Consider the following 14,728-nt stretch of genomic DNA (forward strand, 5'->3'; position numbering starts at 1 on the left):
TAGTGAGAACTGTCCGGACATTTCGGGCACCACCCCCGGGCAGTTCTCACTAAAACTGCCCCCTGTTGCACTCAGCGCAACGAGTGGCGCGAGAAGAAGTCCATGATCAGCGGCGTCGCGTCGATCGGAGCGGGAGCGTCGGAGTCCGGGTTCGGGTGCGTCGCGGGCCAGTCGTGCGCGACCGAGTCCATCCGGTAGTGCACGACCTCGGCTCCGCCGTCGCAGCCCCGGTGCTCGACCCGGTGCACCCCGTCGCCCTCGTCCCGGGTGACGGGATCCGCCTCGCAACCGTCGCGCTCGGCCCACCCGGCCAGCCAGTCCGGAATCGCCGGGAGCCCGCGCTCGGCGTCGCCGTCGTAGGGGATCGTCTCGTCGACCGCACCGTGGAAGTCGAGGATGGGTGCCGGGCGCTCCGGGTCGCACTCCCCGCCCTGCGGGTAGAAGGCCCCGGACACCGGCGCGAACGCGGCGATCCGGTCGCTCATCCGGCAGGCCAGCACCCCGATGAACCCGCCGCCGTTGGACTTGCCGGCCGCGTAGATCCGCGCCGGGTCGACGCACAGATCCCGCTCCAGCTCGTCGAGCACGTCCCCGGTGAACCGCACGTCGTCGACGTCGGCCGAGTACGGCGCGCCCTGCCAGGCCGTCTCGCCGTCGGTCCCGACCAGCCCCTGCGGGTACGCGGCGATGGCGTCGGTGCCGGAGAACTCCGACAGCTCCTCCTGGTAGGCCGAATCCCGCGAATGGCCGTGGAACGACAGCACCACCGGCGTCGGCTCCTCCGGCGCGTAGCTCTCCGGCACGTGAAGCAGGTAGCTGCGGGTGACGCCACCGGAGACGATCTCCCTGGTCACCGACTCCCCCGGCCGCACGTCCCCGCTCCCGCACCCCGCCGTCCCGCCGGGCACGGACACCTCGGCGTGCGCGGGCGCGGCGAGCAGCACCAGCGCCGCCGCGACGATCGAATGAACCGCAATGCCACGAACTCTCAGGTCAGGCACCGTTGCCTCCCAGCTCGATCACTCGGACACGAGGATCATCGACCACCGGAAGCCGACCCACCCACTTCTGTTCATTGCGGTCACGAGATCACACCCGAAGCCGCCGGGTTCGTGGACACCTGGCCGCTAGGTTCGTGGTCAATTGGCCGCTAGGTTCGTGGACACTTGGCCGCTGGGTTCGTGGACACTTGGCCGCTGGGTTCGTGGGCACCTGGCCGCTGGGTTCGTGGGCAGTTGGCCGGTTATTCCTCGGCTGCGAGTTGGCCGCAGGCTGCTGCGATCTCCTGGCCTCGGGTGTCGCGGACCGTGCAGGAGACGCCGGCGTCGCGGACCCGGCGGACGAACTCGCGCTCGACCGGCTTGGGGCTGGCGTCCCACTTGCTGCCCGGGGTCGGGTTCAGCGGGATCAGGTTGACGTGCGCGAACTGGCCGAGGTGCTTCTTGAGCAGCTTGCCCAGCAGGTCGGCCCGCCACGGCTGGTCGTTGACGTCGCGGATCAGCGCGTACTCGATCGAGACCCGGCGGCCGGTGTGGTCGGCGTAGCCGCGGGCGGCCTCCAGGACCTCGGCGACCTTCCAGCGGTTGTTGACCGGCACCAGCGTGTCGCGCAGTTCGTCGTCGGGGGTGTGCAGCGAGACCGCGAGGGTGACGTGCAGGTCCTCGGCCGTCATCTTCCGGATCGCCGGGACCAGGCCGACCGTGGAGACCGTCACCGAGCGCTGCGACAGGCCCAGCCCGTCGGGCGCCGGGTCGCAGATGCGGTGCACCGCGTCGATCACCCGCCGGTAGTTCGCCAGCGGCTCGCCCATGCCCATGAACACGACGTTCGACAGCCGCCCGGGACCGCCGGGGACCTCGCCGTCGCGCATCATCGCCGCCGCCGAGCGGACCTGGTCGACGATCTCGGCGGTGGACAGGTTGCGCTGCAACCCTCCCTGACCGGTCGCGCAGAACGGGCAGGCCATGCCGCACCCGGCCTGGCTGGAGATGCACACCGTCGCGCGATCCGGGTAGCGCATCAGGACGCTCTCCAGCAGCGTCCCGTCGTGCGCCTTCCACAGCGTCTTGCGGGTGGTGCCCTCGTCGGTGTCGAGGTTGCGGACCGGGCTGAGCAGCTGCGGCAGCAGCGCGGCGCCCAGCGCCTCGCGGCTGCCCGCCGGGATGTCGGTCATCGAGTCGACGTCGGCGTTGAGGCGGCCGAAGTAGTGGTTGGCGAGCTGCTTGGCGCGGAACGGCTTCTCCCCCAGCTCGGCGACGACGGCCTTCCGCTCCTCGGCGGAGAGGTCGGCGAGGTGGCGCGGCGGCTTGCCGCGGCGCGGGGCGTCGAAGACGAGCGGCAGGGATTTCGTAGACATAGCGCCCCACAGTGTCCCACGTCAGCGAACGATCTCTCCGGGCAGCCGGGGCACCGTCCGCCGTTGGACATTCCGGGACGCCGAGGTAGGGTTTTCGGCGTGGCGAAACCCGGACTCGCGAGCCGCCGAAACCTGGCCGCGCTGGCCGTGCTGGCGATGCTGGTGTCGGCCTGCGGAACCGGTCTGAGCAGCCCCGACGACCACCGCAAGCACGTCGTCACCACCTTCACCGTGCTCGCCGACATGGCCCGCAACGTCGCAGGCGACGTGATCGTCGTCGACTCCATCACCAAGCCCGGCGCCGAGATCCACGAGTACGAGCCCACCCCCAGCGACATGCTCAAGGCCGCCAAGGCCGACGTGGTGCTCGACAACGGGCTCGGCCTGGAGCGCTGGTTCGACCGGTTCGTGCAGCGCAGCGAGGCCCGGCACGTCACCCTGACCGACGGCGTCGAGCCGCTCCCGATCCGCAGCGGCGAGTACCTGGGCAAGGCCAACCCGCACGCCTGGATGTCGCCGCGCACGGCCGCGATCTACGTCGCCAACATCAGGGACGCCTTCATCCGCCTCGACCCGGCGCACGAGGCGACGTTCCGCGCGAACGCCGACGCCTACCTGGCCCGCATCGCCGAGATCGACCGATACCTGCACGACGAGCTCGCCTCGCTGCCCGCCGAGCAGCGGGCGCTGGTCAGCTGCGAGGGGGCCTTCTCCTACCTCGCCCGCGACGCCGGGCTCGCCGAGGCCTACCTGTGGCCGGTCAACAGCGAGTCCGAGGGCACCCCGCGGCAGATCCGGACCACCGCCGAGTTCGTGCAGCACAACCGGGTTCCGACGGTGTTCTGCGAGTCCACCGTCAACGACGGCCCGCAACGCCAGGTCGCGCGCGAGACCGGGGCACGGCTGGGCGAGAAGCTCTACGTCGACTCGCTGTCCGAGCCCGGAGGACCCGTGCCGACCTACCTGGACCTGCTGCGCCACGACGCGCGCGCCATCGTCTCCGGCCTGCGCGGAGGGACCCCGTGAGCCCGAACGCCATCAGCGCCCGCCACGTCACCGTCCGCTACGGCGAGGTCCTCGCGCTCGACGACGTGTCGGTGCAGGTCGGCGAGGGACGCGTCTGCGGTCTGCTCGGCATGAACGGTTCCGGCAAGTCCACCCTGTTCAAGTCCCTGATGGGCCTGGTCAAGCCGGACACCGGCGACATCTCGATCATGGGCCGGGACCGCAAGCAGGCGCGGCGGGAGGGGCTGCTCGCCTACGTGCCGCAGTCCGAGGCCGTGGACTGGACGTTCCCGGTGACGGTCGCCGACGTGGTGCTGATGGGCCGCTACGGCCGCCTCGGCCTCACCCGGCACCCCCGCCGCGCCGACAAGGCCGCGATGCGCGCGGCCCTGACCCGGGTGGGCCTCGGCGAGCTCGCCCACCGGCCCATCGGGGAGCTCTCCGGCGGCCAGCGCAAGCGGGCCTTCGTCGCGCGCGGCATCGCCCAGGACGCGCGGCTGCTGTTCCTCGACGAGCCCTTCGCCGGGGTCGACAAGAAGTCCGAGGCCATGATCAGCGCCCTGCTGCGGGAGCTGCGCGACGAAGGACGCACCGTGATCATCTCCACTCACGACCTCGCCAGCGTCCCCGAGCTGTGCGACGAGGCGGTCCTGCTGCAGCAGCGGGTGATCGCCCACGGCCCGATCGACGAGGTGCTGGCGCCCGAGACGCTGGCCCGCACGTTCGGCGTGGAGGCCCGATGATCGAGTTCCTGCTCGAACCCCTCCAATTCGGGTTCATGCAGCGCGCGCTGCTGGTCAGCCTCGCCGCCGGGCTGGTGTGCGCGGTGCTGTCCTGCTGGGTGACGCTGATCGGCTGGTCGCTGCTGGGCGACGCCGTCTCGCACGCCGTGCTGCCCGGCGTGGTGCTCGCCTACGTGCTGGGGATGCCGTTCTCGGTCGGCGCGTTCCTGTTCGGCGGCCTGGCGGTCGGGTTGATCGCGGGCGTGCGCAGCACCACGCGGCTCAAGGGCGACGCGGCGATCGGCGTGGTGTTCACCGGCCTGTTCGCGCTCGGGCTCGTGCTGGTGTCGCGGATTCCGAGCCAGGTCGACCTCAACCACATCCTGTTCGGCAACGTCCTGGGCGTCACCGACTTCGACATCGCGCAGGTCCTGATCATCGCCGCGGTGGTGCTGGTGGTGGCCTTGCTCAAGCGGCGCGATCTCACCCTCTACGCCTTCGACCCGACGCACGCGCACGCGATCGGCATCTCGCCGCGCCGGGTCAGCGCACTGCTGCTGACGATGCTGGCGCTGACCGTCGTGGTCGCGCTGCAGGCCGTCGGGGTCGTGCTGGTCACGGCGATGCTGATCACGCCGGGCGCGACCGCGTTCCTGCTCACCAAGCGGTTCCCGAAGATGCTGGCCACGGCCGCCGGCCTGTCGGTGCTGTGCTCGGTCACCGGCACCTACCTGAGCTTCCACATCGACACCTCGACCGGCGGGATGATCGTGCTCTGCCAGGCCGCGCTGTTCGCGCTGGTCTACCTGCTGGCGCCGACGCAGGGCGTGATCCCCCGTGCGCTGCGCCGACGGGCGTCGATCGGTGACCGCGCGACCGCGGGCACCGGCTCGCCCGTATCGTGAAAGTATGCCGAGCGAAACCGAGCGACCCTCGTCTTCGGTGGAGGACTACCTCCGAGCCATCTACGGTCTCCGCGAACGGGGTGAGCAGGTCACCAACGCGACGCTGACCGCTCGCCTGGGGCTCAGCCCCTCCTCGGTCTCCGGGATGATCAACAAGCTGGATCAGCTGGGCCTGGTCACCCACGTCCGCTACCGCAGCGTCGAGCTCACCCCGGAGGGGCTGCGGCTCGCGCACGCCGTGCTGCGCAGGCACCGGCTGATCGAGCTGTTCCTCGTCGAGGAGCTCGACTACAGCTGGGACGCCGTGCACCGGGAGGCCGACGCGCTGGAGCACGCCGTCTCCGACGAGCTCGTCGAGCACATCGCGGCCAAGCTCGGCAACCCCACCACCGACCCGCACGGCGACCCGATCCCCACCGCCGACGGCGAGCTCGCCGCCCCGCGCACCCGTCAGCTCGACCAGATCGAACCCGGCACCGTCGGCATCATCGCCCGGGTGTGGGACACCGATTCGGAGCTGCTGCGCTACCTCACCGAGCACGGGCTCACCCTCGGCTCGCGCATCGAGATCGTGGAGCGCAAGCCCTTCGGCGGACCGCTGGTGGTGCGCGTCGGCGACCCGGAGCACGCCGAAACCCACTTCGTAGGCGACGAGATCGCCGCAGCGCTGTCGATCAGCGTGCAGAGCTAGGGTCGGCCGTCAGCCGCGAGCCGACCGCGTGCGAGGGCACGACCTGCTGCGCCGGGGCCTCCGGCTCGACCTGGTCGATCTCCTCGGCGTAGATCTGCTCGGTGACCAGCCTGCTGTGCAGCTCGTCGGTGCGGTGCGCGCCGAGCACCGCCATGAGCAGGTCGAACCGGCTGTTGGTCAGCGTCACCGCGACGTAGCAGAAACCGCCCATGCCCGCGAAGACCAGGCTCGCCACGATCCACATGTCGAAGCCCTGCGCCAAGGTCATCACCGAGGCCCCCAAGGCCACCGCGGACGCGAAGGCGACGCCGCGCGCGATCAGCGCCTGCCGGAACATCGACCGGAACACCGGGTACTGGTGGCACAGCTGGCGCACGAGGCGTGCGCGCTCACCGCGATCCAGTTGAGCGAGCCGGCTCAGACCCGCGGTCACCGGCTGCGCCGCGCGGAATGACATGGCCGCTCCTGAGAAGACCCGTGTGCGTGCAGACGACGCCTCCCAGTCGATCACGTGGTTCGACCGCTATCAAGGCGTCATTCGGGGGCTTCGCATTGCGGGCGGACGGTGCACACGTGACGCTGCCTACAACGACAGGGTTTGCGGGGGTGATCGCCGTGGGCATCGCACTGGGAGCGCCCGGGTGGGCCGATCTGGCATCTAACGAGACCGAAGCTGTGCACGAGTTCTACACCGGGCTGTTCGGCTGGCGCTGGGTGCAGCGCTGCGACTACTCGGTGGCCCTGGCCGGGGACGTCCCGGTGGCCGGGCTGCTACCGGAATCCGGCGACGTCCCGACCGCGTGGACGCTGTACCTGGAGTGCGGTTCAACGCGGCGCGCGACCGAGCAGATCCGCGCGCTGGGCGGCAAGGTCGTCGTGCCGCCGACCGAGACCCCCGGTGACGAGATGTTCCTCGTCGCCGAGGACCCGAGCGGCGCGGTCGTGGGCCTGTGGGAGGCACCCGAGAACGCGACGTTCGGCTGGGCCCGGGCGGGCGCGCTGTGCTGGGCCGAGCTGCACACCCGCGACGCCGCGGCCGCCGACCCGTTCTACGCCGGTTTGCTGGGATACCGGCAGCAGCAAATCGGCGAGCCGAGCGGCGACTTCGACTACACCGTCTGGCACGTCGGCGACCAGCCGCTGCTGGGCCGCCTGGACGCGAGAGCGTCGCTGCCGCAGGGCGTTCCACCGCACTGGCAGCTGTACTTCCAGGTCGACCCCGATCACGACGCCGACTCGGCGGTCGGCAAGGTCCAGGCGCTGGGCGGCCAGGTGCTGCGCGAGCCCACCGATTCCCCGCACGGCAGGCTGGCGGTGGTGCGGGACGTGGTGGGCGCGACCTTCACGCTCATCGACACCTCCCAGCGCAGCGGCTGACCTACTCCAGCACCAGCGGATCGAGTTCGGCGAGGTGGTCGCGGTCGGCGACCACCTCGATCTCGGTGATCCGGCCGTCACGGATCGTCAGCAGGAACGCCGAGTGCGCCTTGCCGCGCGGCGCGTAGGCCGCACCGATCGCGTCGGCGATCAGCGCCGGGCGGGCCAGCTTCGCCCCGCCGCGGAAGACCCCGGCCACCGAGTTCGCACCGCGCGCCTCGGCGGCGAGGTCCGGGGCTCCGGCCTTGCGAGCGCGGGCCGCCAGCTCCACGGCCCGGTCGTCTGCGCGCAGCACCACGTCGGGGTCGAGCACCTGGAGCAGGCCCTCGAAGTCGCCCTCCCTGGCCGCGCGCAGGAAGGCGTCGACGACCTCGCGCTGCGCGAGCAGGTCCGGTTCGGGCCGGCCGCTGCTGCGGACCCGGCGGCGGGCCCGGCTGGCGAGCTGGCGGGTGGCCGCCGGGCTGCGGCCCACGATCGCGGCGATGTCGTCGAAGGGCACGGCGAACATGTCGTGCAGCACGAACGCGAGGCGCTCGGCCGGTTCGAGGGCGTCGAGGACGACGAACAGCGCCAGGCCCACCGAATCGGCCATCACCGCCTCGGTCTCCGGCGTCGGCCCCTCGGAGCGCTCGGGCAGCTCCTCGGCGGGCTGTTCCGGGTGGGAGCGGCGGGCGCGGAGCACGTCGAGGCAGATCCGGCCGACGATCGTGGTCAGCCAGCCGCCGAGGTTGTCGACGTCGTCGGCGCCGGCCCGGTCCACCCGCAGCCACGCCTCCTGCACCGCGTCCTCGGCTTCGGCGTGGTTGCCGAGCATCCGCAGCGCCACCGCTTTCAGCCGCGCGCGGTGCTGCTCGAACTTCCTGGCCAGGAACTCGTTGTCGTCCATCGGTCACATTCCCTCGTCATCGGCCGTCATGGGGGTGGACGAGCCGGACACGGCTGTTGTGACAGGGAGGTCCCCATGCAAGCACGAGTGAGCAACCCGGCGATGCTCCTGCCGGGCGCGTTCGAGGCGATCCAGGCGTTGATGAAGACCATCCACGCCGCCGACGTCCCGGCGGAGACGCTGGAGCTGGTGCACCTGCGGTCGAGCCAGATCAACGGGTGCAGCTTCTGCGCGCACTACAGCTCGAAGCAGCTCAAGCAGCTCGGGTGCGGCGACGACCGGTTGTGGGCGGTGGCGGCGTGGCGGGATGCCCCGTTCTTCACCGAAGCCGAGCGGGTGGCGCTGGAGCTCGCCGAGGCCACGACCCGCGTCGCCGACCGAGGCGACCCCGTCGACGACGACCTCTGGCAGCGCGTCACGGCCCACTACTCGGAGGAGCAGATCGCGGCGCTGACCCTCATGATCGGCCTCTCGAACCTGTTCAACCGGGTCAACGCGGTCACCCGCCAACCCGCGGGCCAAACCTTCTGACCCCTCCGCCTTTGAGCCCTCGTCCCCCGGGTGCCTCGCGCTCGGGGGACGAGGGCTCAGCCGAGGACAGTTTTAGTGAAAACTGTCTCGACATTTCGGACATTGATCATGGGTGATTCGAGGAAAAACTGTCCCCTGCCCGGGAGGGCACCCACCGGAAACCCACCGCGCGACGCTCACGGCACCGCGGCCGGGTGGCCGACGGGGGTCAGGGGGTGAGGAGGCCGGACGGCTTCGTGCGAGTGCGGAGGCGGTAGGTGACCGGGAGGGTGCGGCCCGGGGACTCGGCGATCGCGCGGGCGGCGGTCTTGGCGGAGAACTCGATGCGCAGGACCGCCTCGAAGGTCTCCCGGTCGTGGAAGCGCCAGAGCGTGGAGACCGTCGTGCTCGTGAAGTGGTGCCGGGCGAAGAACGACTCGATGGCCGCCGGATCGATCTGCGGGGCGTCGGTGCGCATCCACTCGCCGTACGGCCGCGACGCCGTGTCCAGGTCGATGATCGCGAGCGTCCCGCCGGGCCGCAGCACCCGCTCCGCCTCGGCCAGACCCGGCTCGCAACCCGGGCCGAAGAAGTACGCCGTGCGCGCGTGCAGCAGGTCCGCGCTGCCGTCGGCCAGCGGGAGCCGCTGCGCCGGGGCCACGCGCACGTCCACGCCCGGCGTGCCGGACATGCGCGCGCGGGCGCGCTCGGCCAGCGGCTCGTGCGGCTCCACCCCGATCACCGAGCGCGCGGTGGCGGCGAAGACCGGCAGGTGGAAGCCGTCGCCGCAGCCGACGTCGACCACGTCCAGTCCGGACCAGTCGCGCTCGGCGCGCAACGCCTTCCACAACGCCCCGGCGGAGTCCTGAGCGCGGTTCTCCGCCTCGTAGACCTCGGGCCAGTTCCAGATGTTGGGGCTCGGCGTGACCTCCGGTGCCCGCTTCTCGCGCCAGGTCCGCATCAGCTCGGGATGAGCCAGAACAGCATCATCCACGCCAGCGGGGCCGACGGCAGCAGCGAGTCCATCCGGTCCATCAGGCCGCCGTGCCCGGGAAGCAGGTTGCCCATGTCCTTGATGCCCAGATCGCGCTTGATCACCGACTCCATCAGGTCACCGATCGTCGCGCTGCACACCAGCGCCGCGCCGACCAGCGCACCCATCCACCACTGGCCGTCGAGCATCAGCCACACCGACAGCACACCGGCCAGCACGCCGCCGATCATCGACCCGGCGAAGCCCTCCCAGGACTTCTTCGGGCTGATCACCGGCGCCATCGGGTGCTTGCCGAACAGCACCCCGGCCGCGTACCCGCCGGTGTCGGAGGCGACCACGCAGATCAGGAACACCAGGGCCCGGAACGCACCGTCCTCCGGGCGCACCAGCATCGCGGCGAACGCCGTGAACAGCGGCACGTAGGCGGCGGTGAACACCGAGGCGGTGACGTCGCGCAGGTAGCCCTCGACGCCGTCGCGGAAGCGCCACACCAGGCAGCCCAGCACGGTGATCGCGAACGAGATCAGGATTCCGCGCAGCCCGAACGGCCAGGACAGCCACATCATGGCCTGCCCGCCGATCAGGACCGGGACCAGCGAGACGCGGATGCCCGCCGCGCGTCGCACGGCCTGGGCCAGCTCGATCGTCGAGACCAGAGCGGCCGCTGCGGCGATGCCGATGAACACGAACCGGACCATCAGCAACGAGAGGATGACGGCCGCCCCGAGCACGACCCCGACGCCGATGGCGGCGCGGAGGTCACGACCGGCCCGGGATGGACGCGAAGGCGGGTCCGGAATGTCGTCGGCCGACATTCCGGACTCGTCTGCACACTGGCCGGGCGTCACCACTCAGACCTCGAGGAGTTCCGCTTCCTTGTGCTTGAGCAGCTCGTCGACCTGACCGGTGTAGCGGTGGGTCAGGTTGTCGAGTTCCTTCTCCGCACGCGAGCCCTCGTCCTCGCCGGCTTCGCCGTCCTTAACGATGCGCTCGATCTCTTCCTTGACCTTGCGGCGGATGCCGCGGATGGTGACCCGGCCTTCCTCGCCCTTGGCCTTGGCGAGCTTGACCATCTCCTTGCGACGCTCCTCGGTCATCTGCGGGATCGCCACGCGGATGAGCTGTCCGTCGTTGGACGGGTTGACCCCGAGGTCGGAGTCGCGGATCGCCTTCTCCATCGCCTGGATCTGGCTGCCGTCGTAGGGCTTGATGACGACCAGCCGCGCCTCCGGGACGGACACGCTCGCGAGCTGGTTCAGCGGCGTCGGCGATCCGTAGTAGTCGACGACGATGCTGGAGAACATCGCGGGGTTCGCGCGACCGGTGCGGACGGAGGCCAGCTCGTCCTTGGCCACCTCCACAGCCTTTTGCATCTTCTCCTCGCCTTCGAGAAGAGCTTCGTCGATCACGGCTGCTCCTTAAGTCTGCCGACCAGTGGACTTTGCAAGTGTGGCGTGTCGCCGGGTTCGCCGAACCGGCGGCCCCGCGACCAGATCAGGATCCAGCACCGTCACAGCTTCTCGGCGCCCGGGGTGCTGACCAGCGTGCCGATCTTCTCACCGCCGACCGCGCGGGCGATGTTGCCTTCCTCCAGGAGGTTGAAGACCAGGATCGGCATGTGGTTGTCCATGCACAGGCTGAACGCCGTCGCGTCGGCGACCTTCAGCCCCTTCTCGAGCACCTCGCGGTGGGTGATGTGCTCGAACAGCTTCGCGTCCGGGGTGGTCTTGGGGTCGGCGGTGTAGACGCCGTCGACGGCCTTGGCCATCAGCACCACGTCGCAGCCGATCTCCAGCGCCCGCTGCGCGGCGGTGGTGTCGGTGGAGAAGTACGGCATGCCGGTGCCGGCGCCGAAGATGACGACGCGGCCCTTCTCCATGTGCCGCATCGCGCGTCGCGGGATGTAGGGCTCGGCGACCTGGCCCATGGTGATCGCGGTCATCACCCGGGTGTCGATGCCGTGCTCGCGCTCCAGGAAGTCCTGCAGCGCCAGGCAGTTCATGACGGTGCCCAGCATCGCCATGTAGTCGCCGCGCGCGCGGTCCATGCCGCGCTGCTGCAGCTCGGCGCCGCGGAAGAAGTTCCCGCCACCGATCACGATGGCCACCTCGACCCCGTCGGCGACGATCTCGCCGATCTGCCGGGCCACGGTGGCGACCACCTCGGGATCGATTCCGACGCTGCCGCCGCCGAACATCTCGCCGCCGAGCTTGAGCAGCACGCGACCGTAACCACGCTTAGCCGGGCCGTCGTCGGTCACTTGAATCCTCCCGCGAGGTCTTGATCATGCACGTCATCAGGTGTTGTGCGGGTCGTGAACCGGATACCCGCCTCGTGAGCGACCGATACCCGTCGCGGCCCCGCCTGGGCGGGACCGCCATGCCGAATGCGCCCGTTCTTGCAAAAACGCCCCGCCTCCGGGCGAAGGCGGGGCGCGGTGCCGTCGTGGACGGCCGCCGGGGCCGGGTGAGCCGGCCGGCCCGTCACCGGGCGCGGCCGGCCTCCGCCGCGGCCTGGATCAGGCCTGGCCGACCTCGAACCGGACGAATCCGGTCACGGTCACGCCGGCCTCGTCCAGCAGAGCCTTGACGGTTTTCTTGTTGTCCTGCACGGACGGCTGGTCCAGCAGGCAGTTCTCCTTGAAGAAGCCGTTGAGGCGACCCTCGATGATCTTCGGCAGGGCCTTCTCCGGCTTGCCCTCCGCCTTGGCGGTCTCCTCGGCGATCCGGCGCTCGTTGGCCTGGATGTCCTCGGGGACCTCGTCGCGGGAGAGGTAGGTGGGCTTGAGCGCGGCGACCTGCATCGCGGCGCCGCGAGCGGCGTCCGCGTCGTCACCGGTGTACTCGACCAGCACGCCGACCGCCGGGGGCAGGTCCGCGGAGCGGCGGTGCAGGTAGGTGCTCACCTGACCGTCGAACTTCTTGACCCGGCGCAGCTCCAGCTTCTCGCCGATCTTGGCGGAGAGCTCCTGGATGGCGTCGGCGACGGTCTTGTCGTCCAGCTTGGCGGCCAGCGCCGAGTCGACGTCGGTCGCGCCCGCGGCGGCCGCGGCGGCGACGACCTTGTTGGCCAGCTCGATGAACTCGTCGTTCTTGGCGACGAAGTCCGTCTCGCTGTTGATCTCGATCAGGACGCCGCCCTCAGCGGCGACGAGGCCCTCGGCGGTGGCGCGCTCGGCGCGCTTGCCCACGTCCTTGGCACCCTTGATGCGCAGGCTCTCGACGGCCTTGTCGAAGTCGCCGTCGTTCTGCTCAAGAGCCTTCTTGCAGTCCATCATGCCGGCGCCGGTCAGCTCGCGAAGACGCTTGACGTCGGCCGCACTGAAGTTCGCCATCGTGCGTAGTCCGTCCCTGTTGATACGGAATTTGGAAGATCTTCCCGAAATTTCGGACCCGACACCGCGCGATGCGCCGCGTTCAGCGGCCGTGCTCTCGGCCCGGCGTCGGTCTGTTCCCGGTGCGCCCGGCGGCCGGCGTTGCCGGCAGCCGTGGCACCTGGTGAGCAGCCTGATCGCGCTGCGCACCCGCAGCGATCAGCGGGTGCGCAGCGCGGATGATCAGGACTGCGCGGGCTGCTGCTCGCCGCCCTCGGCAGCCTGGCCGGAACCGGCCAGGAGCTCCTTCTCCCACTCGGCCAGCGGCTCGCCACCGGCCGGCTTCTCCTCGCCGCTCTCGGCGGGGGCGCCGTTGTTGCGGCCGGAGCGCGCCATCAGGCCCTCGGCGACACCGTCGGCGACCACGCGGGTCAGCAGCGCGGCGGAGCGGATCGCGTCGTCGTTGCCCGGGATCGGGTAGTCGACCTCGTCGGGGTCGCAGTTGGTGTCCAGGATCGCGACGACCGGGATACCCAGCTTGCGAGCCTCGCCGACGGCGATGTGCTCCTTCTTGGTGTCCACGATCCACACGGCGCTGGGCACCTTGGACATGTCGCGGATACCGCCGAGGGTCTTCTCCAGCTTGTCCTTCTCGCGGGTCAGCATCAAGATCTCCTTCTTGGTGCGACCCTCGAAGCCACCGGTCTGCTCCATCGTCTCGAGTTCCTTGAGACGCTGCAGACGGCGGTGGACGGTCTGGAAGTTCGTCAGCATGCCGCCCAGCCAGCGCTGGTTGACGAACGGCATGCCGACCCGCTGGGCCTGCTCGGCGATCGCTTCCTGCGCCTGCTTCTTGGTGCCGACGAACAGGATCGTGCCGCCGTGGGCGACGGTCTGCTTGATGAAGTCGAACGCACCATCGATGTAGGTCAGCGTCTGCTGCAGGTCGATGATGTAGATGCCGTTGCGCTCGGTGAAGATGTAGCGCTTCATCTTCGGGTTCCAGCGACGGGTCTGGTGCCCGAAGTGCACGCCGCTGTCGAGCAGCTGCTTCATGGTGACGACGGCCATGGCCTGTGTTCACCTCTTGAGTCGGGCGCGCCCCACCGGGGAGCGCGCGTTGGGTTGCCGCGACGAGCCGGGTGGCCCGCCGCCCTGGTGCCCGGCCCGGCTCCCCCACCCGCCCTGCGGAGGGCGGGACCACGAGGGACCCGGTTGGCCTGCCGGCAGGGAATCCGGAACGATCCGGACGTCCTGCGCGGCGACGTACGCGCGGGCACGCGTAGTCGGTCCGTGCGCACACGAAACCGCGTGAACAGTGTACTGGACGCGCAACCCACCGCCCGATCGCGCACCGGCAGTTGTCCACAGCCGCCCGGTTTGTCCACAGATTCGCCGTCGGACCTGGTCATCGCGGACGCCCGCGGGTCAGGTTGGAGGCATGCGCATCCTGATCGCGATCCTGCTCGGCGCCGCCCTCGCCTGCTCCGCCGGGCTGGCCGTCGCCACCGCCCGGCCCGCGCGTCCGGAACCGCTCGCGTCCCCGGCGACGGCGTCGCTCGGGTGGCCGCTCGAACCGCCGGAGGTGCTCCGCCCGTTCGACGAACCGGGCTCGGCGTTCGGGCCCGGTCACCGCGGGGTCGACCTGGCCGGGGCACCGGGGCAGCCGGTGCTGGCCGCCGCCGACGGCGTCGTGGTGCACGCCGGGTGGCTGGTGGATCGCGGCGTGGTCTCTCTCGAGCACGCCTCGGGACTGCGCACCAGCTACGAGCCGATCACGCCGACCGTGGCCTCCGGCGACCGGGTCGCGCGGGGGCAGGTGATCGGCCACCTCGCAGCGGGACATCCCGGTTGCGCGGCACCGGCCTGCCTGCACTGGGGTGCGCGGGAGGGCGATCGGTACCGGGATCCGCTCGAGCTCGTCGCGGGATCGCGGGTGCGGTTGCTGCCCTGGTGATCAGGCCCGCTC

The 14,728-nt window shown here is 70.6% G+C and carries 17 protein-coding genes; 7 read left to right on the top strand and 10 right to left on the bottom strand.

Going from position 1 to position 14,728, the window contains the following annotated elements; all coding sequences use genetic code 11:
- Positions 1-71: 71 nt before the first annotated feature.
- Together BM424_RS02400 and rlmN are read right to left on the bottom strand one after the other, a co-directional pair.
- A complete protein-coding gene (locus BM424_RS02400) occupies positions 72-1,001 on the bottom strand; it encodes a CE1 family esterase (protein ID WP_139273990.1) in 930 nt (309 codons plus the stop codon).
- Positions 1,002-1,243: 242 nt separating this feature from the next.
- Positions 1,244-2,356: a dual-specificity RNA methyltransferase RlmN gene (gene rlmN, locus BM424_RS02405; RefSeq protein ID WP_093413345.1), complete on the bottom strand. Its 1,113-nt coding sequence runs from the start codon at positions 2,354-2,356 to the stop codon at positions 1,244-1,246.
- A 99-nt stretch (positions 2,357-2,455) separates the two neighbouring features.
- On the opposite strand from rlmN, the gene BM424_RS02410 reads away from it, so the two are divergent.
- From BM424_RS02410 to BM424_RS02425, 4 genes are read left to right on the top strand one after another with little or no spacing between them, the layout of a single operon-like run.
- Positions 2,456-3,382, top strand: a complete 927-nt coding sequence (locus tag BM424_RS02410; RefSeq protein ID WP_245775558.1) for a metal ABC transporter substrate-binding protein — start codon at positions 2,456-2,458, stop codon at positions 3,380-3,382.
- On the top strand, positions 3,379-4,104 hold the full coding sequence (locus BM424_RS02415) for a metal ABC transporter ATP-binding protein (protein ID WP_093413346.1): 726 nt from the start codon (positions 3,379-3,381) through the stop codon (positions 4,102-4,104). Before BM424_RS02410 ends, BM424_RS02415 begins: the two co-directional genes overlap by 4 nt.
- The gene (locus tag BM424_RS02420) at positions 4,101-4,988 is read left to right on the top strand and encodes a metal ABC transporter permease (protein WP_093413348.1); all 888 of its coding nucleotides are present in this window, start codon (positions 4,101-4,103) and stop codon (positions 4,986-4,988) included. Before BM424_RS02415 ends, BM424_RS02420 begins: the two co-directional genes overlap by 4 nt.
- Before the next feature lie 4 nt (positions 4,989-4,992).
- Complete coding sequence (locus BM424_RS02425; protein WP_093413349.1) at positions 4,993-5,679, top strand: metal-dependent transcriptional regulator; 687 nt, start codon at positions 4,993-4,995, stop codon at positions 5,677-5,679.
- Here the strand turns inward: BM424_RS02425 and BM424_RS02430 are convergent.
- The gene (locus BM424_RS02430; protein ID WP_093413351.1) at positions 5,663-6,136 is read right to left on the bottom strand and encodes a hypothetical protein; all 474 of its coding nucleotides are present in this window, start codon (positions 6,134-6,136) and stop codon (positions 5,663-5,665) included. The two genes, BM424_RS02425 and BM424_RS02430, sit on opposite strands and share 17 nt — an antisense overlap.
- A 158-nt stretch (positions 6,137-6,294) precedes the next feature.
- Between BM424_RS02430 and BM424_RS02435 the strand changes: the two genes are divergently transcribed.
- Positions 6,295-7,056: a VOC family protein gene (locus tag BM424_RS02435; protein ID WP_093414579.1), complete on the top strand. Its 762-nt coding sequence runs from the start codon at positions 6,295-6,297 to the stop codon at positions 7,054-7,056.
- Between the two features lies 1 nt (position 7,057).
- Here BM424_RS02435 and BM424_RS02440 read toward each other — a convergent pair whose 3' ends face one another.
- Entirely contained in the window at positions 7,058-7,942 is an 885-nt protein-coding gene (locus BM424_RS02440) for a sigma-70 family RNA polymerase sigma factor (protein WP_093413352.1), read from the bottom strand.
- Positions 7,943-8,017: 75 nt separating this feature from the next.
- Here BM424_RS02440 and BM424_RS02445 point away from each other — a divergent pair, with 75 nt between their 5' ends.
- On the top strand, positions 8,018-8,473 hold the full coding sequence (locus BM424_RS02445; RefSeq protein ID WP_093413354.1) for a carboxymuconolactone decarboxylase family protein: 456 nt from the start codon (positions 8,018-8,020) through the stop codon (positions 8,471-8,473).
- Positions 8,474-8,681: 208 nt separating this feature from the next.
- Here BM424_RS02445 and BM424_RS02450 read toward each other — a convergent pair whose 3' ends face one another.
- From BM424_RS02450 to rpsB, 6 genes are all read right to left on the bottom strand, one after another.
- Positions 8,682-9,413 (bottom strand): class I SAM-dependent methyltransferase, encoded by a 732-nt coding sequence (locus BM424_RS02450; protein WP_093413355.1) that lies wholly within the window; start codon positions 9,411-9,413, stop codon positions 8,682-8,684.
- Entirely contained in the window at positions 9,413-10,261 is an 849-nt protein-coding gene (locus tag BM424_RS02455; RefSeq protein ID WP_093413357.1) for a phosphatidate cytidylyltransferase, read from the bottom strand. Before BM424_RS02455 ends, BM424_RS02450 begins: the two co-directional genes overlap by 1 nt.
- 36 nt (positions 10,262-10,297) lie before the next feature.
- Positions 10,298-10,855 (bottom strand): ribosome recycling factor, encoded by a 558-nt coding sequence (frr, locus tag BM424_RS02460; RefSeq protein WP_093413358.1) that lies wholly within the window; start codon positions 10,853-10,855, stop codon positions 10,298-10,300.
- A gap of 101 nt (positions 10,856-10,956) precedes the next feature.
- Positions 10,957-11,706, bottom strand: coding sequence for a UMP kinase (gene pyrH, locus BM424_RS02465; RefSeq protein ID WP_093413360.1), 750 nt, complete (start codon positions 11,704-11,706; stop codon positions 10,957-10,959).
- A gap of 258 nt (positions 11,707-11,964) precedes the next feature.
- Entirely contained in the window at positions 11,965-12,780 is an 816-nt protein-coding gene (gene tsf, locus BM424_RS02470) for a translation elongation factor Ts (RefSeq protein WP_093413361.1), read from the bottom strand.
- A 222-nt stretch (positions 12,781-13,002) separates the two neighbouring features.
- A complete protein-coding gene (rpsB, locus tag BM424_RS02475) occupies positions 13,003-13,830 on the bottom strand; it encodes a 30S ribosomal protein S2 (RefSeq protein WP_093413363.1) in 828 nt (275 codons plus the stop codon).
- Between the two features lie 370 nt (positions 13,831-14,200).
- Here rpsB and BM424_RS02480 point away from each other — a divergent pair, with 370 nt between their 5' ends.
- Positions 14,201-14,716, top strand: coding sequence for a M23 family metallopeptidase (locus BM424_RS02480; protein ID WP_093413364.1), 516 nt, complete (start codon positions 14,201-14,203; stop codon positions 14,714-14,716).
- Positions 14,717-14,728 lie beyond the last annotated feature (12 nt).

It is taken from the genome of Saccharopolyspora flava (assembly GCF_900116135.1).
Taxonomy (GTDB): Bacteria; Actinomycetota; Actinomycetes; order Mycobacteriales; family Pseudonocardiaceae; genus Saccharopolyspora; species Saccharopolyspora flava.

Excerpts from the sequence above, each read along its gene's own strand:
- BM424_RS02445 (WP_093413354.1), top strand. The coding sequence starts at position 8,018 with ATGCAAGCACGAGTGAGCAACCCGGCGATGCTCCTGCCGGGCGCGTTC.
- BM424_RS02455 (WP_093413357.1), bottom strand. The coding sequence starts at position 10,261 with ATGTCGGCCGACGACATTCCGGACCCGCCTTCGCGTCCATCCCGGGCC.
- BM424_RS02440 (WP_093413352.1), bottom strand. The coding sequence starts at position 7,942 with ATGGACGACAACGAGTTCCTGGCCAGGAAGTTCGAGCAGCACCGCGCG.
- rlmN (WP_093413345.1), bottom strand. The coding sequence starts at position 2,356 with ATGTCTACGAAATCCCTGCCGCTCGTCTTCGACGCCCCGCGCCGCGGC.
- BM424_RS02425 (WP_093413349.1), top strand. The coding sequence starts at position 4,993 with ATGCCGAGCGAAACCGAGCGACCCTCGTCTTCGGTGGAGGACTACCTC.
- BM424_RS02450 (WP_093413355.1), bottom strand. The coding sequence starts at position 9,413 with ATGCGGACCTGGCGCGAGAAGCGGGCACCGGAGGTCACGCCGAGCCCC.
- tsf (WP_093413361.1), bottom strand. The coding sequence starts at position 12,780 with ATGGCGAACTTCAGTGCGGCCGACGTCAAGCGTCTTCGCGAGCTGACC.
- BM424_RS02430 (WP_093413351.1), bottom strand. The coding sequence starts at position 6,136 with ATGTCATTCCGCGCGGCGCAGCCGGTGACCGCGGGTCTGAGCCGGCTC.
- BM424_RS02420 (WP_093413348.1), top strand. The coding sequence starts at position 4,101 with ATGATCGAGTTCCTGCTCGAACCCCTCCAATTCGGGTTCATGCAGCGC.
- rpsB (WP_093413363.1), bottom strand. The coding sequence starts at position 13,830 with ATGGCCGTCGTCACCATGAAGCAGCTGCTCGACAGCGGCGTGCACTTC.
- BM424_RS02480 (WP_093413364.1), top strand. The coding sequence starts at position 14,201 with ATGCGCATCCTGATCGCGATCCTGCTCGGCGCCGCCCTCGCCTGCTCC.